The organism is Methylosinus sp. KRF6, assembly GCF_018887255.1.
GTDB classification, from domain to species: Bacteria; Pseudomonadota; Alphaproteobacteria; order Rhizobiales; family Beijerinckiaceae; genus Methylosinus; species Methylosinus sporium.
In genome coordinates this window covers 23397-44404 of the sequence record NZ_JAHLJF010000003.1, presented here as the reverse complement: position 1 = coordinate 44404, position 21008 = coordinate 23397, and the positions used below count along the sequence as shown (strand labels likewise).

Sequence of the window (21008 nt, the reverse complement as noted above, 5' to 3'; positions counted from 1 at the left end):
AATCATGCCTGAGCCGATCTGTTAACCGCCGTTAACCCGAATTCGGAGCCCTGGGCGTATGCGCCGTCGAATTGATGTTGCGCTCATATCGGATATACGCTGTCGATTTATATATAGAAATCGATTTCGACACGAACGAGATTATTCGAAACATGAATTCCCGCGACGTCGATCGGACGCGGGCCGCGCGCGCCGCCGACGCTCGCCGACTGATGGACGCCCTTCTACGACTCTTGCCCCCATAGGCGCTAGGATAAGGGCTGACGGGGTATTTGAACTGCAATTTTCGTTTTCTTCGGAGTTCTGCGAGGAGGTGGTGGAATCTCGGGGAAGCGGCGAGCAAGGCGTCGAGCGTGAGGCGACCGAGGATCGCGGCGCGCAATATCGCGATGACGAGCTTTTGCGCGCGCCAGATCGACGGCGCGTAATGCGCCGCGAGCAGGTCTTCCGGGGGAAGAGTCCAGGAGGTCCTGGCTGCATTCGTCGGTGAGGATGGCGAGGATCAGATGGGCGTATGTCCAGCTGCGCCCGCCCTTTTCGGTCTTGCTGCGGCCCCGCCGGCGCGGGCAAGGCGCCTTCGCCTGCAACAGATGCGTGACGATCGCCGCGAGGAAGTCGCAGGATTGATGCAGCCGATCGTTGAGCGAGGCGTCGGTGAGATCGGCGACGCCCGAAAGCTGCGCCCAGGCGGCGGTCTGCCGCAGCGACATGCCGCCGGGACCTCGCGCCAAAGCCAAACGAAGCAAAGCCTTCGCGTCGGGAACGCCGCGACGGCGCATCAGCGCTCGCTTTTCCAGAGCCAGCGCCTCGAGGTCCAAACCCTTGCTCAATCGAGCCAGAAGGTCAGGCCAATCGCGATCGAAGAGAGATGCCGAATCATGCATCTCACCTATGAATCACAATACGATTCGGCCCGTCCAGCCCTTATCCTAGCGCCTATGCCCGTGTCCGCTTACCCGCCCGTTAACGTGACAACGCCCTCAGCTGCGGGAGAATTGGTCGAGGCGCTCATCGAAACGCCGAATGGAAAAGTCGATCTGACGAACTCGGCGCCAGCCGGCCGAACGGGGCGGCGATGGCGAAAAGGAGCGTTGAACGGCCTTGCCGCGGCGAAGCGATCCGACGCGGGTCGGCCTCGTCGCGGCGCGAAAGCGCCTCGCGCGTCCCGAGCGAAGCCGGCCGCATCGGCCGAAGACGGGGCGAGGCGCCGCCCCGGAGGTTCGAAAGCGCCGACCGACAAAATGATCGCCTATGCGCAAAATCTCGCGCGCGCGAACAAAGCGAAATTACCCGAAGGCTATCAGCGAGACTTCGACGCCTGCCGTCGAACATGCGAGATGACGCGACTTCCGCTCGTCTCCCCGTCGTCACATGGACGAAGGGCTCGTCAAATCACGCCGCGGCGCCGCAGCACTTCTTGTATTTCTTCCCCGATCCACAGGAACAAGGATCATTGCGTCCCGGTCGAGCTTCCCGGATGACAGGCGCGCTCTTGCGGCCCTCGCCTTCGACGAAATACCAGCGCTGATCGGCCTCGTCGAAGCGAAACTCCGCGCGCTCCCGATGCGTCATGCGCAGCCCTTCGGAGATATAATGAGCGGTGAATTCGACATAGCCCTTCGCATCGCCGGGCCGGCCGTCCTCCGTCGCTTCGATCTCGAGTCCGAGCCACTGCGATTTTTTCGACCAATCCGTCGCCGCCTCACGATGAAAACCGGCCCGGCGTTCCGGCGCCAGCGTATCCTGAAGATAGTCGATGCGGCCGAGCGCATAGGCGGAATAGCGCGAGCGCATCAGAGCTTCAGCGCTGGGCGCGGGCCTCGTCCCGTCGATATGAGGCCCACAGCAAGCGGACAGGGGCGCCGGCTCGGCGTCTTTGGCGCGGCACGGGCAGGGCTGATCGGTCATTTTCGGAACGCGGCTCATTTCGACGTGAAGCGGAGCCCCGAGAAGTAAACAGCGCGCGTCACGGCGTCCACCGATTTTTTCGCCCGTCGCAAGGGGCGTCGAGCGGTGGAGAATCGAGACCAAAGCGGAGGACAGGCCGCACCCTTTCGGCGTTGCGCCCGGATCGGGCCGACGGCAAGATACGTGATGAGCTCTCTACGCGATGAACTCTCGCGTCGAAATTTCAGAAGCGATACGGGGACCAGGAGCGGCGATGTTCGCGTGTCGCGCCGATCGCCGCATCGGAGAAGGAAAAAGCGCAGCGGGGAGGCCGACATGCAAAATCGACAAATATTCGGTTTGATTCTGCTCGCCGGCATGATCGCGCTGGGCGTCGTCGTCATCAGTCCCTTCTGGGCGCCGCTCGCCTGGGCCGCCATTCTGGTTCACGCGACCGACGGCGCCTTTCGCCGCTGCCTGCGCCTCTGCGGCCAGCGGCGCAATCTCGCCGCCGCAGTCACGACGATTCTTTTGATCGTTCTCATCGTCGTTCCGGTGTCGCTGCTGCTGGTCGATCTGCAGAGCGAGATCGTCGGCGCCTATCGCGATCTATCGACGAAATTCGCGGATGAGCCGCTGGTCTTGCCCGAGGCGATCGCGCGACTGCCCGTCATCGGCCCTGCGTTGACCGACGCGCTGAACAATGTCGTGAACGATCCGGAGTTTCGCAAGCAGCAGCTCAACGAATGGATGGAGCCCTGGATCCGTCAGCTCGCCGGGGTCGTCGGCGCGGTCGGCCGCAGCATCGCGCAATTCGGCGTCACCACGATCGCGGTGTTTTTCTTTTATCGCGATGGCGACCTCATACTCGAGCAGATCCGCGTCGGGCTTCGACGAGTGGTCGGAGAAACGGCGGATCGATATGTCCGAGCCGTAGAGACCACATCGAATGCGGTCGTGTCGGGCCTAATCGTCAGCGCGCTGGCGCAGGGCTTCATCGCCGGCGTCGGCTATGCGTTCATCGGCGCCGGCCCTCCCGTTCTGCTCGGCGCGGCGACCGCGCTGACCGCGCTGATTCCCTTGGTCGGAACGGTGGCGATCTGGGGACCGCTCGGCGTCTGGCTTCTTCTCACCGATCAGATCGGCGCAGGCCTCGGGCTGCTCGCCTGGGGCGCGCTCATCGTCAACCCGACCGACAATATTCTCAAGCCTCTGCTCATCAGCACCGCCTCCGACATTCCGCTCGTCGTCGTCTTTCTCGGGGTGATGGGCGGCCTGCTCACCTTCGGCTTCGTCGGATTGTTCCTCGGCCCGCTGATTCTGGCCGTGCTGCTCGCCATATGGCGGCGATGGCTGGAAGGCGAGGCTCCCGAAACGGAACGCTGAATTTGCGCACGGCCATTGAAGCCGCTCTGGTCGACGGCTATGTTCCGGCGGGACGATCGCGTCGCGTCGACGAATCGCCCGCCTCCTCGAGCCGTCCAGAGCCTGCGCTCGCGATCGAGCGTCGAGGCCAGCCTATCAGCTGGAGAGCCGACCGATGACGAAGAGTCACGAATCTGGACGAGACGCCGGAACCGCAGCCGAGCACGCCGGAGCTCCCGAAGGCGGATGGCTGCATACGGTCGAGCATGAGGTCGAGGAAATCGCGCACGGGGTCGAGGAAATCGTCCAGGAGCCGCCGCCGGCGCTGTTCCTGCATGTGCTGAAGATCGACCTTCCCTATATCGTGATGCTGCTCGCCGCCGTCCTCGGGATCGGAATGGCGACTTTCACAGGCGAGATGACGCCGGTCTATTGGGAGATTTTGACGCCCCTCTACGCCATCATCTGCATTCACACCGGCTGGCGCAAGACCGAGGATCGCGAGGCGCGGCTGAAGCTCGTATGGACTCAATCCGCGCATTGGCTGTCCGTTCTCGTCGCCATGTATGTGATCTATCTGCCGCGCGTGCAGGATGTGATGAACAACAACGCCGCCGGCATCACATTGATGACCATTCTGGCGCTCGCCACCGTGCTCGCCGGCATACATGCCGCGGCCTGGCAGATCTCCGCGGTCGGCCTCGTGCTGGCGATCTCGATCCCGATCATCGCCTGGATTCAGCAGTCGGCGCTGATTCTGACGATCGTCGTCATCGTTCTCGTCTTCGCGCTTCTCGTCGGCGCCTCGCTCTGGTGGACGACGCACAAGGAGAAGCGCAAATTATCCGACGCCGCAGGCTGAGCGGGACGACGCGCAGCATCGGATTTCGCCCTATTCCGAAGGATCGATCGCGATTTCGACCGTAGCGGTCATCCCCGGCTCGAGGGCGATGTCCGGATTGGCCACATCCACGACGATCTCGCTGACCTCGCGTCCGGCGCTCCCTTCCGGCGCGCGCCGCACGACGCGCACGACGCCGGAAAAGCGGCGATCGGGAATCGCATCGGCCGCAACGGTCGCGGCAGTCCCTTCCCGAATGAGAGCAGCGTTCGTCTCGGCGGTTCGGGCGTCGATGCGCAAAGTGGCGAGATTCGATCCTATGACGAAAGGCGGAGGATCGCCCCCCGGCGCGACTTTTCGACCGACCTCGACATTGCGAGCGACGACGACGCCGTCGACCGGCGCGCGAATATCGCCGTCGCTCAGCGCCGTTTCCGCCGCCGCCAGCGCGGAACGACGCTCGGCGAGCGTGGCTTGCGCACGGCGCGCCGCAGCCTGCGCCCGCTCGAGCGAGGCGCGAGAGGCGGCCAGCGCTTTTCGCGACGCGCGCCGCCCGGCCGTCTTGCGATCGAGACCGTCGCGCGCTGCGGCGAGGCGCGCCTCGCTCTGTCGAAGCGCCTTTTCCGCCGCTGCGACAGCGGTCCGCTTCGCGTCGAGAGCCGTCTCGAGAGGACGCGCGTCGAGCTTCGCGCAGATTTGCCCGGCCGCGACCTTCGTTCCTCGATCGCAAAGGATCGATTCGACAACGCCGGCCGCGCGCGCAGACGCCGGGACGACGACGACCGGCTCGATCACGCCCGAGGCCGTCACGACAGGGGCCGCGGGCGGCGCGTGACGCAGAGCGCGATAGGCCAGTCCGCCGCCCGCTGCGAGAAGCGCGAGCAGCCCGACCGCGGCTGTCCGACGCCAGCCGCTTCGAACAGCGCCGCCGGCGGGAGAGAAAACGGCGCGCGCCCAACGAGCCAAATTCCGCGAGCCGAAGAGCGCCTTCTCGATCTCGACGACGAGGAACAGCGCAACGCTCGCCGCGAGGACATATCCCCAATTCGCGAGGTCGAGCGCCTCTGTGGCGAACCACTCCTGCATGAAGGGCGCGTAGGTGAACAGCGCCTGGAGCGCGATCGTGAGACCGACGGCGATGAGCGCGGCCCGGCTGCCGAAAAAGCCGCGCCAGGATATCGAGGACTCGTTCAGATAGCGAGCGTTGAAGAGATAGGTCGCCTCGCAGGCGACGAGCGTGTTGACCGCGATCGTCCGCGCGCGGTCGAGCCCCAGACCCGCCGCTTTGGCGTATTCATAGAGACCCAGCGTGGCGATGAGCATCAGGATCGAGACGAACACGATCCTCCAGACATAGTAGCTCGAAAGGAGCGGCTCCGTCGCGGCGCGTGGCGGACGCGCCATGATGCCGCGCGACGGCGGCTCGAAGGCGACCGCTATGCCGAGAGTCACGGCGGTGACGAGATTGACCCAGAGAATCTGCACCGGCGAGATCGGCGGCATGTCGCCGATCGCGATCGCGAAAATGACAGTCAGAGCCTGGCCGCCATTGGTGGGGAGGAGATAGAGGATCGTCTTCCGCAAATTCTCATAGACGAGGCGCCCTTCGCCGACGGCGTCGACGATGGAGACGAAATTATCGTCCGCCAGCACCATTTCGGCCGCCTCCTTCGCGGCTTCTGTCCCCTTCACGCCCATGGCGATGCCGATGTCGGCGCGCTTGAGCGCCGGCGCGTCGTTGACGCCGTCTCCCGTCATGGCGACGATCTGGCCCTTGCTCTGCAGCGCCTTCACCAGACGCAGCTTGTGCTCTGGACTGGTGCGGGCGAAAATCGTCGTGCTCGCGACGGCGTCGCACAGCCGTTCGTCCGACAGCGCGTCGATGTCATGTCCGGTCAGCGCCGCTTCGACGCGCTCGAGCCCGAGCTCCCGTCCGATGGCGACGGCCGTCGCTGCGTGGTCGCCGGTGATCATCTTCACGCCGACGCCGGCCAGCGCGCATCGCCTCACCGCCTCCAGAGACTCTTCGCGCGGCGGATCGATCAGGCCGATGAGTCCGAGAAAGACGAGGCCCGTGTCCACATCGTCGAATGCGAGCTGCTGGCGGCCCTCCTCCGCGCTCTTTTGGGCGACGCCCAGCACGCGCTGGCCTTTTGCCGCGATCTCGTCGATGCGCGCGGTCCAGAACGCCGCGTCGAGCTGCTGCTGGCCGCCCTCGGCGTCGCGCTGCCAGAAACACATTTCGAGCAGGCGCTCCGGCGCCCCTTTGACGAAGATCGAGCCCGCGCCTCTATGGTCGTGATGCAGCGTCGCCATGAAGCGGTGTTGCGATTCGAAGGGAATCTCGTCGGTCCGCGGCAACTCGAGCGCCTGCGCGCGCAGATCGACGCCCGCCTTGACCGCCGCCGTCAGCAGAGCGCCTTCCGTCGGATCGCCTTCGACGCTCCAGACCTCTCGCGCCTCGCGCAGGACCGCATCATTGCAGAGCGAAGCGGCGCGTAAAATCGCCAGCAGATCGGCGGCGTCCTCGCAAGAGACGTCCTGCTGCCCGGCGTCTCGCTCCAGCCGCGTGAAGCCGCCGTGCGGATCATAGCCGGAGCCGGAGGCCTCATAGATCGCGCCCGCGGTCACGACGGCGCGGACGGTGAGCTCGTTGCGCGTCAGCGTGCCGGTCTTGTCGGAACAGATCGTCGTCACCGCCCCGAGCGTCTCCACCGCGGGCAGCCGCCGGATGATGGCGCGGCGGCGCGCCATACGCTCGACGCCGATCGCCAGGGTGATGGTGATGATCGCCGGCAATCCTTCTGGAATGGCCGCCACGGCGATGCTGACCGCCGCCATGAACATTTCGGAGGCCGCAAATCCCCAGGCCAGCGTCCCGATCAGATAGACGGCGAAGGCGACGACGAGAATGAGAATGGTGAGCCATCGCGCGAACTCGGCCATGCGCTGCAGCAGCGGCGTCGTCAGCTCCTCCACCTCCGAGAGCATCGCGCTGATGCGGCCGATCTCCGTCGCCGCGCCCGTCGCCACGACGAGCCCGGCCCCCTGGCCATAAGTCACCACCGTGCCCGAATAAGCCATGGACGGCCTGTCGCCGAGCAGCGCGTCCGGCGCGACCGGCGCGACGTCCTTATCGACCGGCAGGGATTCTCCCGTCAGCGCCGCCTCTTGAATCTGCAATGATTTGACGCGGATCAGGCGAAGATCGGCGGGAATCTTGTCGCCCGATTGGACGAACACGACATCGCCGGGAACCAATGTCTCGGCGTCGACGACATGGCGATGACCGTCGCGAATGACTGTCGCGTGGAACGACAGCATACCGCGAACCGCCTCCATCGCCTGCTCCGCCTTGCCTTCCTGGAGGAAGCCGATAAGCGCGTTGATGACCACCACGGCGACGATGACCGCCATATCCACCCAATGACCGAGCAGAGCGGTAATGACAGCGGCGCCGATGAGCACATAGATGAGAACATTGTGGAATTGCAGGGCGAAACGGACGAGCGCGCTGCGCCGCCGTCCGGACGGCAGGCGATTCGGCCCGTAATGGGCGCGCCGTCGCGCCGCCTCCGCATCGCTCAACCCCGCGCTGGAGGAATCGAGCCGCTCCAGAGCCGTCTCGAACGAGACGGCCGACCAGTTGATTTTGCGATCGACGGGTATGTTCATCGGGCTCGATCACGAGAATGAGGAAGAATATCCCGAGCCGTCTCGAAGGCTTTCGAGCATGAACGGAAGCGGCGACCTTCGATATTGGCGGTCCTGACTTTTCCTGATTGCGAATATTTCGCCTCGACGAGGGTGAAATGGGACCGGCGCCCTCGAGCGTCAACGCCGCCGCGCCTCGCCCGCTCTGAAATTCGAGCTCGGCCGCGGCGGCCGAGCGAAGCGGCAAGCGCCGAGCACTCGCTTCGACCATCGTCGAATGCCCCGTTCACGCCATTGGTCGAGTTACCCACTCTCGCTCGCGACGCCGCCACGCCGAGAAGTATAGACTTCTTGTAGACGTCTATAAAATGAATAAATTAACACAAACTGCTGAAGTAGAAAAATTTTCTACTTAAATTACTATTGCTCGACGCGCTCGGCGAGGGTAGCTTTCGGTTGCGGCGGGCCTCGCCTGCGCCGCTCCTTTCGATGACGGCCGACGTTCTTCGGCGACGCGCGATTCCGTCGCGCCGGCGCCGGGCGCTTCGTTCTATCGCCCCGAGGAATACCTTAAATGACCACCGAACCCGAAGTCCGGCGGACGCTGAGCGAATCTGCGGCCCGCCAGCTCGCCAATGCGACCAAGACGAGAGCGCAGTGGTCGGGCATTACGCCGCGCTGGCTCGTGTCCTTTCTGCCCTGGACGCCCGTCGAGGCCGGCATCTACCGGCTGAACCGCGTCAAGGAGGAGGGAGCCCTCACCGACGCCGACGTGACCTGCAGCCCGGCCCGCGACCGCGACGCCGACCTGCCGGAGACCTTCGTCGATTACGAGGATCATCCGCGCGAATATTCGATGAATGCGGTCACGACCGTGCTCGATGTGCAGACCCGCGTCTCCGATCTCTACAGCCATCCTTACGATCAGATCCAGGAGCAGGTCCGCCTGCTGACCGAGAAGGTCAAGGAGAAGCAGGAGAGCGAGCTCATCAACAATGCCGAATACGGCCTGCTCGCCAACGCCCATCCGTCCATGAAGATCAGGACGCGGACGGGCGCGCCGACCCCGGACGATCTCGACGAACTGATTTCCAAAGTCTGGAAAGAGCCGGCCTTCTTCCTCGCCCATCCGCGCGCCATCGCGGCTTTCGGTCGCGAATGCACCCGCCGCGGCGTGCCGCCGCCGACCGTCACTCTGTTCGGCTCGCCCTTCATCACCTGGCGCGGCCTGCCGCTGGTGCCGAGCGACAAGCTCTTCATTGACGAGGCCGGCAAGACCAATATTCTGCTGCTGCGCACGGGCGAGAAGAAGCAGGGCGTGATCGGCCTGTTTCAGCCGGGCATTCCGGGCGAGGTGGCGCCGAGCCTTTCGGTCCGCTTCATGGGCATCAACCGCAAGGCGATCGCCTCTTATCTCATCTCACTCTATTGCTCGGCCGCCGTGCTGACGCATGACGCCCTCGGCGTGCTCGAGGGCGTCGAGGTCGGCAAGTTCCACGATTACGGCGACAAATACGTCTGATCTTCCGGCTCTCGAGCCGCTCGCGCCGGCGAAGCTCCGCCGGCGCGCATTTCCGCAATGTCCGAGAGAGAGCGATCATGTCTTCTGCGCCGTCCAATTCCGCGGCATTCGGCGCGACAGCGCCCGATGCGCCCTCCGAGGAGACGCTGACGCGCCATGGAGCGCCGGCCTTTCCCGATCCGGCCATGATCGCGCGCCTCGCCAATGCTTTTTTCCAGGCCTCGCCGAATGAGCCTCCGACGACGCCTTCTCCCGGCGCTCCCATCATGCCGCCGACCCAGCCCGAGGCGCCCGCGCCTTCGGTCGTCACCAGCGTCGCTCCCTATGCGCCCGCGCGCGCGCCTTTCGGGCCACCCGACATTCCGCCGACGACCATTCCCTCCATCGCGCCGACGCCCAATCTTTCCGCCCCCTCGGCGCCGGTCGGCCTGCAGCCTGCGGTTCCGCCCTATGGCCTCTCCGATGTTCCGCAGCCGGGCGCTTCGGTCGGCGCCTTCGAGCCCGGAAGCCCCGCCGATGCGGCGATCGACTATTCCGCCATCCACAATTCGCCGCCGCAATATCCCGGCGCTTCGCTTGTGCAGGCGCCGGCGCCCTATGGCTCCCATGATCCCGCCGCCACGCCCGGCGGCGTGAAGGCGGCGCCGAGCGACAATCTCTATTTCCTGCGCGAGCGCGCGACGCCGGCGGCTTCCGATCCCTCGCTTTCGCTCGTCGACCGCTATAAGGCGGCGGATGTCGCGCCGTCCCCGGCCGCCCCCGAAGCTCCACCGCAGAATTTCGCCTACTCCGGCCCTTCCGAGGCGGACCCGCATCGTCTCTCGGATGCTTTCGCGCTGGGGACGCCAAATGTCGCCCTGCCGGAAATCTCCGGCCAGGAGCGCAGCTCCGCGCCCGGCGCCGCTGGTCCCGCCGCGACCGATTCGCTCTATTTTCTCGATCGCGCCGGCGCCGTTCCCGCCGCGCCGAAGACGGCTCCGCAAGAGCCGCAGGGCTATGCGCCGCAACTTGCCGCCAGCGCGCCGGCGAGCCGGGCCGCCTTCGACCCCTATGCGGTGAAGCGCGATTTCCCCATTCTGCAGCAGCAAGTGCATGGCAAGCCGCTGGTCTGGCTCGACAATGCGGCGACGACGCAGAAGCCGCAGGCCGTCATCGACCGGCTCGCCCACTTCTATGAATATGAGAATTCCAACATTCATCGCGCCGCCCATGCGCTGGCGGCGCGCTCGACCGACGCCTATGAGGCCGCGCGCGAGAAGGTGCGCCGCTTCCTGAAGGCGCCTTCGGTCAAGGACATCATCCTCGTGCGCGGCGCGACCGAGGCGATCAATCTGGTCGCCCAGGCCTGGGGCCGGCGCAATGTGCAGGCGGGCGACGAGATCGTCGTCTCCTGGCTCGAGCATCACGCCAATATCGTGCCCTGGCAGCAGCTCTGCGCCGAGAAGGGCGCGCGGCTGCGCGTCGCGCCGGTGGACGATCGCGGCCAGATCATCCTAGAGGAATACGAAAAGCTGCTCGGTCCCAAGACGCGAATCGTCTCGGTGACGCAGGTCTCCAACGCGCTCGGCACGGTGACGCCGGTGCATGAGATCACGGCCATGGCCCATCGCCATGGCGCGCGCGTGCTCATCGACGGCGCGCAGTCCGTCTCGCATATGCCGGTGGACGTGCAGTCGATCGGCTGCGACTTTTTCGTCTTCTCCGGCCATAAAGTGTTCGGCCCGACCGGCATAGGCGTCGTCTATGGCACGGATGAGGTTCTCGCCGACATGCCGCCCTGGCAGGGCGGCGGCAATATGATCGCCGACGTGACCTTCGAGAAGACCATCTATCAAGGCCCGCCGGAGCGTTTCGAGGCCGGCACCGGCAATATCGCCGACGCCGTCGGGCTCGGCGCCGCGCTCGACTATATCGAATCGATCGGCATGGAGGTGATCGCCCGCTACGAGCATGATCTCCTCCTCTACGCGACCGAGAAGATGCGCCTCGTGCCCGGCCTCACCTTCATCGGCACGGCGGGGGAGAAGGCCAGCGTGCTCTCCTTCGTGCTCGACGGCCATCGCACCGAGGATGTCGGCAAGGCGCTGGACCGCGAGGGCATAGCGGTGCGCGCCGGCCATCATTGCGCGCAGCCGATTCTGCGCCGCTTCGGCCTCGAGGCGACCGTGCGGCCGTCGCTGGCCTTCTATAATACATGCGCCGATGTCGATGCGCTGGTCGCCGCGCTCATGCGCCTGCAGAGCGGTCGCGCTCCCGCTATGCCTCGGTGATCGGCTCGAATTCGTTGACTTCGTAACGCTACGCTTTTAGTCTATCGACTTTATAGACGGAGCGGGGCGCTTGCTGACCAAAAAGGGGAAATATGGCCTGAAGGCCATGGCGTATCTCGCGAAATTCGCGCCGGGGCGCCCGGTGCCGGTGGCCGAGATCGCCACGACGCAGAATATCCCGAAGAAATTTCTCGATTCTATCCTCTGCGAGCTGCGCAATAGCGGCTATGTCAGCTCCAAAATGGGCAAGGGCGGAGGATACACGCTCGCCCGCCAGCCGGAACAGATCATCATCGGCGACATTATTCGCGCGCTCGACGGTCCTTTGGCGCCGCTCCCTTGCGCCAGCAAAACCCGCTACCAGCCTTGCGACGATTGCGGAGATGTCGAGCGCTGCGCCATTCGGCTCATCATGCAGGAGGCGCAAAGGGCGCTTTCCGAAGTGCTCGACAGTTGCACGCTCGCGCAAGCCCGCTCGCTGAGCGATCGCGTCGCGCTCTGCTATGATATTTGAGGCGCCGCACTGTGATCCTTCGGGCCGTCGCCGCGCGCGACGATGCCTCCGGCGCAGAACATCGGCAAAGCCTACGATTGAAGACAGCCGTCTCCAACCGACGTGAGGCTGGACGCCGCCGAGAAGCCGAATCTCGCGCCGCCGCGCCGCTCCCGAAATAGCGCGGCTATTCGCGGTGGCGCAACGCGGCCACCAGAGCGGAAAAGGCCGGCGAGGACTGCCGCCGGCTCGGATAATAGAGGTAGAAGCCGTCCCAATAGGGGCACCAGCCCTCCAGCACCTGCACGAGCCGTCCTTTGGCGATATGCGGAAGCGCGATCTCCTCGGGCACATAGGCGAGGCCGAGACCCGCCAGAGCGGCGTCGAGCACATGGTGGATATTGTTGAAGACCAGCTGCCCGTCGACGCGGATCTTGATCTCGCGGCCGTTCTTCTCGAACTCCCAGACATAGAGGCCGCCGGACGTCGTGAAGCGATAATTTATGCACATATGCCGCATCAGATCCTGCGGCTTGGTCGGCTCGGGATTCTTCGCGAAATAGGATTTCGCGCCGACGACGGCGAAGCGAATGTCGGGGCCGATGCGCGCCGATATCATGTCTTTCGCGACCAGCTCTCCCATGCGAACGCCGGCGTCATAGCGCTCGGTGATGATGTCGGTGAGGCCGTTTTCCATCAGGACCTCGACCTTTATGTCCGGATATTTCGGCATGAAGCATTTCAGCTTCGGCCATAGGACATTGCTGATCGCAAAATCGGAGGCGGTGATCTTGATCGTTCCGGCGGGCTTGTCGCGCAGCTCGCTGAGCGAATCGACCTGCGCCTCGATCTCGTCGAAATGCGGGCCAATGCCTTCGAGCAGGCGCTCGCCGGCCGTCGTCGGCGACACGGCGCGCGTGGTGCGCGTCAGCAGCCGGACGCCGAGCCGCGCCTCGAGCTGTCGAATCCTATGGCTCAAGGCCGATTGTGAAACGCCCATTTTGGCCGCCGCCCGGGTGAAGCTGCGCTCCCGCGCCACGGCGAGGAAGGCGAGCAGGTCGTCGACATTGTCTCGCACCATTCATGAGCCCCATTCATATCGCCATGCGGATTATAGCGAAGGGCCGACGGTCGAGATAGGCGGCGCTCTGCTCGCCGAGCTCACGGATTGGTCTGCATCGCCGAATTTCGGCTCTCGCTCGAACGTCCTCCGCGTCGAACCAGCCGATCGAGATAGAGATAGACCACCGGAGTCGTGTAGAGCGTCAGCGCCTGGCTGACGACGAGCCCTCCGATGACGGCGATCCCGAGCGGCTGCCGAAACTCGGCGCCGTCGCCCCCGCCGAGGGCGAGCGGCGCCGCTCCGAAAATCGTGGCGACTGTCGTCATCGTGATCGGCCTGAAGCGCAGCACACATGCGTGGCGAATGGCGTCATGCGCCGACAGGCCGAGTTGGCGTTGCGCTCGGATCGCCACGTCGATCATCATGATCGCGTTCTTTTTGACGATGCCGGTCAGCAAGATCACGCCGATGAAGGCGATCACCGTAAATTCGATGCGCAACGCCGTCAGCGTCAGAATCGCGCCGAGGCCGGCCGACGGCAAAGTCGACAGAACCGTCATCGGATGGATGAAGCTCTCATAGAGGATGCCGAGAATTATGTAGATCACGGCGATCGCCACAATGGCCAGAATCCCCTCCTGGACGATCACCTTCTGGAATGCCGCGGCGGCTCCGGAGAAGCCGGATTGGATCGAGGCCGGCATATGAATCTCGGCCGCCGTTCGCTCGATCGCCGCGACGGCGTCGCCGAGCGCGACATTCGGCGGCAGATTGAACGAAACGGACACGGCGGCGGAGCCGCCGACATGGGTGACGACGAGAGGCGCCGCTTTCTGCTCGAAACGCGCGATCGAGGAAAGCGGAATCATGCTGGCGACCTGCGTGCTGACCGCGGCTCCCGTCGACACCGCGCCGCCCGCTCGATGGGCGATGGCGTTGGCGCGCTGATTGCGCGCGACGTCGGCCGCCGCGGAAGAGCCTCCCGGATCGGCGGCCCCATTCGTCTCGGCCACGATGGTTCCGATCGGCGCATTGGTGAATTGCACGCCGCCGACGAGCCCCCGCGCGGGGCTGACATAGATTCTATTCAGAACGTCCGGACTTTCCCGAAAGCGCGGCGCCGCCTCCATCACGATGTGATATTGGTTCAGCTGCCCGTACATGGTCGAGACCTGCCGCTGGCCGAAAGCGTCGTAGAGCACATTGTCGACCTGTCTCATGTCGACCCCCAGACGTTCGGCTTTGTCCCGGTCGACCGTCACGACGGTCTCGAGCGCGTGCGGCCGGGGATCGACATCGGCGTCGCGGATCTGCGGCGCGCGGGTGAGGGCCGCGGTCAGACGAAGCGCCCAAGCCTGAACCTCTGCGAGGTCGTCGCCACGCAAATCGTAATGATATTGTCCGCTTCTGTTGGCCGGCGCGGAAAAGGCGGCGATATCCTGTGGAGCGACGAGGCGCAATGTCGCGCCGGCGATATTGCTGATTGCCTTGGTCAGTCTGGCGTTGACGTCCTGACAGCTCTCCACGCGCCCCGGCCGCGGCTTCAGCTCGACATAGAGCTCGGCGCTGTTGCGTCTCGCGCCGTCCTCGATCACGGCGGCGAAACTCGCCACGGACGGATCGGCGGAAATCAGCTCCGCTGCGCGTTCCAACATCCGTCGCATCGCGGCGGCGGAAACATTCTGATCCGCCAGCAAGACGCCGTAGAGCCGGCCCGGATCCTGCTGGGGCAGCAGCCCTTTGGGGACCGCGGCGTAGAGATAGACGCTCAGGCCGAGCGCAGCGAAAAACGCCGCGAGCGTCCACTGCGAATGACGAAGGGCGAAATCCAGCGTCCGATCGTATTGCGCCAGCACGCGCTGAAAAATCGCTTCGAGCGCCGCGCCGGCCCGCCGGGGCTGCTTTCGCGACAGCACGATCGAGCAGAGCATCGGCGTCGTCGTGAGAGAGACGACGAGCGAAATCATGACTGCGGTCGAGAGCGTGACGGCGAATTCGGCGAGCACCCGCCCCATGAGGTCGCCCATGAGCAGGAACGGAATAAAGATCGCGACGAGAGAAAGGCTGATTGCGACGACGGTGAATCCAACCTCGTCGACGCCTCGTAGGACAGCGCGCAGCAGCGGCTCTCCTCGCTCGACATGCCGCGATATGTTTTCGAGGACGATCACGGAATCGTCGATGACCAGTCCGACGGCGATGATGAGCGCCATGAGCGAGACGCTGTCCAGACTGTAGCGCATCACATGCATGACGGCGCCGGTCCCGAGCAGCGAGACGATCGCCGCGATCGCCGGCGGAAATGTCGCGCGAAGGCTACGAAGAAAGGCGAGCACCACGAGAATGACGAGAACGGCGCCGATGACGAGGCTGTGTCCGAGATCGCGCAGCGAGGCGCGAATGGTGGCGGTGCGATCCGACGCCATCTCGACGGCGATCGCCGGCGGCAACGCAGCGCGTATCTGCTCGAGCCTCGCCTTGATGCGATCGACCGTCTCCACCACATTGGCGCCCGATGTCCGGTAGACGCGAACCAGGATGGAAGCTTGTCGGCCCGTGATCGCGAACGGACGGAAATCCTCGACCGAATCGATCACTTCGGCGACGTCGGACAATCTGATCGCCTGATCTTCGTGATAGGCGATGATGAGATCCCGCAGCGCGACGGCGTTGCTCACGCGGTCGTTCGCGTAGATCTGAAATCTTCGGCCGTCGCTCTCGATGACGCCCTTCGGACTATTGGCGTTGGCGGCGGCCAGCGCGGCGCGAACGCTCTCCAATTCGACGCCGTATTTCGACAAGGCGTCGGGGTCGATTTCGACGCGCACGGCGAGAGGCGAGGAGCCGAGAACGACGACCTCCCCTACTCCCTGGATCGAAGCGAGCAGCGGCTGCAGCACTGTCGACGCGACGTCATAGACCCGATCGACGCTCATCGTCGTCGAGCTCAAAGACAGATAAGTGATCGGCCAGAAGGCCGAGTTCGATTTGAAAATGAGCGGATTCGATCGCAGCGAGATCGGCAGATCGGCCCGTGCGGCGGCGACCGCCGCCTGCACGTCGCGCGCTGCGCCGTCTATGTTGCGGCCGACGCCGAATGTGAGAGCGACGACAGTCGAGCCGGAGCTGTTGAACGAACGTATTTCCGAGACATCGGCGATCATGCCGAGCCGCCGCTCGAGCGGCGCGGCCACGGTCGTCGCCATGACTTCCGGGCTGGCGCCCGGCATTTGCGCCCTCACGCTGATCGCAGGATAATCGAATTCCGGCATGGGCGCCGCCGGCAGATGGAGAACCGCCAAAGCGCCCACGAGCGCGATGGCGATGGTGAGCAGCGTCGTGGCGACCGGTCGCTCGACGAAGGGGGCCGAGATATTCATTCGCCCGCCTCATAGGCGGCCGATTTCATCCGAGCGGAGGCGCCGCCTCCCCAGCGGCTCGCCAATCGCTCGAAGGTCAGATAGACGACCGGGGTAGTGAATAGCGTGAGGATCTGGCTCACGGCGAGCCCGCCGATAATGGCGATCCCGAGCGGTTGTCGCAGCTCCGCCCCGGCCCCCGAAGCGAACATCAGAGGCAGAGCGCCGAACATCGCCACGAGCGTCGTCATCAGGATCGGCCGCAAGCGCAGAAGGCAGGCCTGGCGGATCGCTGCGTGCGGATCGAGGCCCTGATCGCGCTGGGCGACGAGCGCGAAATCGATCATCATGATCGCGTTTTTCTTGACGATGCCGATCAGCAGCACGATGCCGATGACGCCGACGACGTCGAGATCGTGACCTGTGAGCATCAAGGCGAGCAGCGCTCCGACGCCGGCCGAGGGCAAGGTCGAAATGATCGTTATCGGATGGATGAAGCTCTCGTAGAGAACGCCGAGCACGATGTAGACGCACACCAGCGCTGCGAGAATGAGCAAGGGCTCATTGTCGAGCGAGGCTTCGAAAGCGAGCGCCGCGCCTTGAAAATGCGTGCGGACGTCAAAGGTCGACGCGATCTCCTTTTCGGCTCGGCGGACGGCTCGCACCGCTTCGCCGAGCGCGACCCCCGGACGCAGATCGAAGGAAATCGAAGCCGCCGGAAACGGTCCGAAATGCTCGATCTGCAACGGCGCCGGTCCGATCTCGACATGCGCGATCGCGGACAGGGGCACCTGACCGCCGCGCGCGATGGACGAAGGGAGATAGAGCCGCGCGAGCGCATCCGGCGCGCGCCCGAACGAAGGAGCGGCCGTCAAAATGACGCGCCGCTGATTGGACTGGGTGAAGATGGTCGATACGATCCGCTGCCCGAACGCGTCATAGAGCGCATTGTCGATCGTCGCCGATGTGACGCCGAAACGCGCAGCGGTGTCGCGGTCGATGTCGAGATAGGCGCCGATTCCTGTGACCTGCGACGCGCTGCTCACATTTTCGAGCTCGGGCTGGCGCTGCAAACGCTCGATCAACGCGGGCGCGTAGCGATCCAACGAGCGAGAATCGGCAGACTCGGAGACGAAGCGGTATTGCGCGCGACCCATGGCGGCGTCGATGGAAAGGTCCTGAACCGGCTGCAGGTAGATCGCCGCTCCGGCGACGGCCTCGCATCGGGCGGCGATCCGCCGCGCGATCTCGGCGGCGCTCGCGGCTCGGCGCTCATGCGGCGTCAAATTGATGAGAAAACGTCCGGAATTCAATGTCATATTCACGCCGTCGACCCCGACGAAGGACGACAGGCCGGCGACGTCCGGATCCGCGAGAATGAGCCGCGCGAGCGCCTGCTGGCGCTCGGTCATCGCCGCGAAGGAGACGTCTCCCGGCGCGACCGAGACGCCGTAAACGACTCCCGTGTCTTGGACCGGGAAGAAGCCTTTCGGAATGGCGACATAGAGAAGAACAGCGATGACGAGCGTCGCCCCCGTCGCCAGGAGCGCCGCGCCTCGACGTTCGAGCACACGATCGAGGAGCGTGGCGTAAAGTCGAACGACGGCGTCGAACTTTCGATCGCTCCCGTGCTCGAACGAATTGGCCTCGTCGCCGGCGTTCCGCCGCAAGAGACGCGCGCAGAGCATCGGCGCGAGGCTGAGCGACACGCCGGCGGAGACGATAATCGTCAGACCGAGGGTGACGGCGAATTCTCGGAACAATCGACCGATCACGTCGCCCATGAAGAGGAGCGGGATCAGCACTGCGATCAATGAAATGGTCAAGGAGAGAATGGTGAAGCCGATCTGTCGTGAGCCGATGAGAGCCGCAGCGAACGGCGATCGCCCCTCTTCGACATGGCGGGCGATATTCTCGATCATGACGATCGAATCGTCGACCACGAATCCGGTCGCGACGGTCAAGGCGAGCAGCGTCAGATTATTGACGCTGAAGCCGAGCAGATACATGCCGGCGAAAGCGCCGACCAAGGAGAGCGGCGCCGAGAGGCTCGGGATCAAGGTGGCGCGGCCGTCCCGGAGGAAGACGAAGATCACCAGAACGACGAGCGCCATCGCCAGAAGGAGATCGTACTCGACGCCACGTACCGACGCGCGGATCGATGTGGTTCGATCGGTCAGCACGGCGACGTCGACTCCGGGTGGCAGGCCGGCCTTCAAGCTCGACAATCGGGACTGTATGGCGTCCACCACGGAGATGACATTGGCGCCCGGCTGTCGACGGATGTCGAGAATGATGGCGGGCGTCGTATCCGACCAAGCGGCGACATATTCGTTTTCCGCGCCCTCGACGATCGTCGCGACATCCGAGAGGCGCACGGGCGCTCCGTTGCGAAACGCGACGATGATGCGCTCGTAGTCCTCCGCGCGCTTCAGCTGATCATTGGCGTTGATCGCATAGGCGCGCTTTTGTCCCTCGAAGCTTCCTTTCGGCATGTCGACATTGGCGCCGCCGATCGTCGCGCGCAGGTCGTCGATGTCGACGCCGTAAGCAGAAGCGGCGTCGGGATTGACCTCGATCCTGATGGCTGGGCGCTTGCCGCCGCCGATCTCGACGAATCCGACGCCGGGCACTTGCGAGATCTTCCGAGCGAGACGCGCGTCGGCGAGTTCCTGGACGCGCTCGAGAGGCAAAGTTCTCGAGGTTACGGCGAGCGTCAGAATCGGCGCATCGCCCGGGTTGATCTTCGCATACGCCGGCGGCGCCGGCAGATCGCTCGGCAGCAGGCTCTGAGCGGCATTGATCGCCGCTTGCGCCTCCTGCTCGGCGACGTCGAGCGCAATGTCGAGCGAAAAGCGAAGAGTGATGACAGACGCGCCGCCGGAGCTCGTCGAGCTCATCTGCTCGAGGCCGGGCATCTGACCGAGCTGCCGCTCGAGCGGCGCAGTGACTGCGCTCGCCATCACCTCGGGACTGGCTCCGGGGTAGAAGGTCCTGATTTCGATGACCGGATGGTCGAACGCGGGCAGCGCCGAGACGGGGAGAAATACGAAACCGATCGTCCCGCACAGCAGGAGGGCGACCATCGTCAGAGTGGTCGCGACCGGCCGCAGGATGAACAGCGCCGAAGGATTCACTTTTCGATCGCCTTCACCTTGGCGCCGTCGCGCAGGCGATCAGAGCCGGCGATCACGAGCCGCTCGCCGGGCTCGAGGCCGGAAAGAACCGCGGTCGTCCCCTTTTCCGCCGGCCCGAGTTCGATCGGTCGCGCGATCGCCTTGTCGTCCTCGGAGAGGACGAAGGCAAAGGCGCCATTCGGGCCATATTGGACGCCTTCGCTCGGAATGAGCGTGACATCACGAAGCGTATCGACGAGCAGACGCACATTGACGAATTGATTGGGAAAGAGCGAGGAATCGCGGTTGTCGAGCTGCGCCTTGAACTTCACCGTGCCCGTCGCAGGATCGACTTGGGAATCGACGCTCGCGAGCGTCCCTTCTGCGATCAGCTTCCTGCCGGATCGATCATACACTGCGACCGTGAGCTTGCTGCCCGCCTCGACCCGCTTCAAAACCTCGGGCAGATGATCTTCGGCCAAGGGGAAAACCACGGTGATCGGCTGCAGCTTCGTGAGGACGACGATGCTCTCGCCGCCCGCCTGCACATAATTTCCCAAGTCGACTTGGCGCAGCCCGACGCGGCCGGACACCGGAGCCGCGATGCGGCAATATTCCAGATTGAGCGCGGCGTTCGCGACATTTCCTTCGTCGATCTCCACCACGCCTTCATATTGACGCACGAGCGATTCTTGCGTGTCGAGCTGTTGACGGGAGATCGAGCTCTGCTTGACCAGCCGCTGATAGCGCTCGCGGTCGAGACGCGCGTTTTCGAGCAACGCGCGATCTCGCATGAGCTGCCCTTCCGCCTGACGCAACGCATGTCGATAGGGCCGAGGATCGATCTCCGCGAGGAAATCGCCTTCCTTCACCATCTGCCCCTCTTCGAAGCCGATTTGCGTCAGCCGACCGGAAATCTGCGTTTTTACCGATACAGTGGCGAGGGGCTTGACCGTCCCGAGCGCCGCGAGAGTGACCCGGACATCGCCCTTCGTCGCGCTCGCCGCGCCGACTGGAACCGGCGCCGGCGCCGCCTCGCGAGCGGGCTGGACGCCGTCCGACGACATCGACGCGACCCAGGCGAAGCCTATGGCGATCGGCAGCATGATCGCGAGCTTCCGTGCGAGGCGGCGGCGTCTCGAGAAGCCGTCGACATCCGTGGAGCTGGCTTCGTCTTCGGTGCGCAGCGACGCGCCGGCGGCCGGATCCACGCTCATTTTCCGGCTCGACAAAGAGATGAAAATCGCGCGGCGCGCGTTGGGGTCGGCGCGTCGCCATTCCATCCGATTTGATGACCTCTTTCGCGCATGTCGTTTTCCTCGGCGAGAGCCCTAGTTCGAGCGACGGCTCTCAGAGCCTAAGACGCCGCCAGGAACGAGCTCGGTCGGGCCATTTCGATCGCAGGCAAGGTCTCCTGGGCGCGCGCCGAAACCATTCA

General features: G+C 64.6%; 11 protein-coding genes. 5 read left to right on the top strand and 6 right to left on the bottom strand.

Going from position 1 to position 21008, the window contains the following annotated elements; translation table 11 throughout:
• Positions 1-1392: 1392 nt before the first annotated feature.
• Positions 1393-1908, bottom strand: coding sequence for a YchJ family protein (locus tag KP010_RS20720; protein ID WP_142862660.1), 516 nt, complete (start codon positions 1906-1908; stop codon positions 1393-1395).
• A gap of 315 nt (positions 1909-2223) precedes the next feature.
• On the opposite strand from KP010_RS20720, the gene KP010_RS20715 reads away from it, so the two are divergent.
• Together KP010_RS20715 and KP010_RS20710 are read left to right on the top strand one after the other, a co-directional pair.
• Entirely contained in the window at positions 2224-3273 is a 1050-nt protein-coding gene (locus tag KP010_RS20715) for an AI-2E family transporter (RefSeq protein ID WP_185966474.1), read from the top strand.
• A 154-nt stretch (positions 3274-3427) separates the two neighbouring features.
• Complete coding sequence (locus KP010_RS20710; RefSeq protein WP_142862658.1) at positions 3428-4114, top strand: hypothetical protein; 687 nt, start codon at positions 3428-3430, stop codon at positions 4112-4114.
• Positions 4115-4144: 30 nt separating this feature from the next.
• Here KP010_RS20710 and KP010_RS20705 read toward each other — a convergent pair whose 3' ends face one another.
• Positions 4145-7768, bottom strand: a complete 3624-nt coding sequence (locus KP010_RS20705) for an HAD-IC family P-type ATPase (protein WP_142862657.1) — start codon at positions 7766-7768, stop codon at positions 4145-4147.
• 553 nt (positions 7769-8321) lie between these two features.
• Here KP010_RS20705 and KP010_RS20700 point away from each other — a divergent pair.
• The 3 genes from KP010_RS20700 (at position 8322) to KP010_RS20690 (ending at position 12053) form a co-directional block, all read left to right on the top strand.
• A complete protein-coding gene (locus KP010_RS20700) occupies positions 8322-9269 on the top strand; it encodes a family 2A encapsulin nanocompartment shell protein (RefSeq protein WP_142862656.1) in 948 nt (315 codons plus the stop codon).
• Positions 9270-9346: 77 nt separating this feature from the next.
• Positions 9347-11539: a family 2A encapsulin nanocompartment cargo protein cysteine desulfurase gene (locus tag KP010_RS20695; RefSeq protein WP_216281577.1), complete on the top strand. Its 2193-nt coding sequence runs from the start codon at positions 9347-9349 to the stop codon at positions 11537-11539.
• Between the two features lie 70 nt (positions 11540-11609).
• On the top strand, positions 11610-12053 hold the full coding sequence (locus KP010_RS20690; protein ID WP_109027202.1) for an Rrf2 family transcriptional regulator: 444 nt from the start codon (positions 11610-11612) through the stop codon (positions 12051-12053).
• Between the two features lie 166 nt (positions 12054-12219).
• Here KP010_RS20690 and KP010_RS20685 read toward each other — a convergent pair whose 3' ends face one another.
• From KP010_RS20685 to KP010_RS20670, 4 genes are all read right to left on the bottom strand, one after another.
• Positions 12220-13113, bottom strand: coding sequence for a LysR family transcriptional regulator (locus KP010_RS20685; protein ID WP_216281575.1), 894 nt, complete (start codon positions 13111-13113; stop codon positions 12220-12222).
• An 80-nt stretch (positions 13114-13193) separates the two neighbouring features.
• Positions 13194-16475: an efflux RND transporter permease subunit gene (locus KP010_RS20680; protein WP_142862655.1), complete on the bottom strand. Its 3282-nt coding sequence runs from the start codon at positions 16473-16475 to the stop codon at positions 13194-13196.
• A complete protein-coding gene (locus KP010_RS20675) occupies positions 16472-19591 on the bottom strand; it encodes an efflux RND transporter permease subunit (RefSeq protein ID WP_142862654.1) in 3120 nt (1039 codons plus the stop codon). Before KP010_RS20675 ends, KP010_RS20680 begins: the two co-directional genes overlap by 4 nt.
• The gene (locus KP010_RS20670) at positions 19588-20787 is read right to left on the bottom strand and encodes an MdtA/MuxA family multidrug efflux RND transporter periplasmic adaptor subunit (RefSeq protein WP_185966472.1); all 1200 of its coding nucleotides are present in this window, start codon (positions 20785-20787) and stop codon (positions 19588-19590) included. The genes KP010_RS20675 and KP010_RS20670 overlap by 4 nt, the downstream gene beginning before the upstream one ends.
• Between the last annotated feature and the right edge of the window lie 221 nt (positions 20788-21008).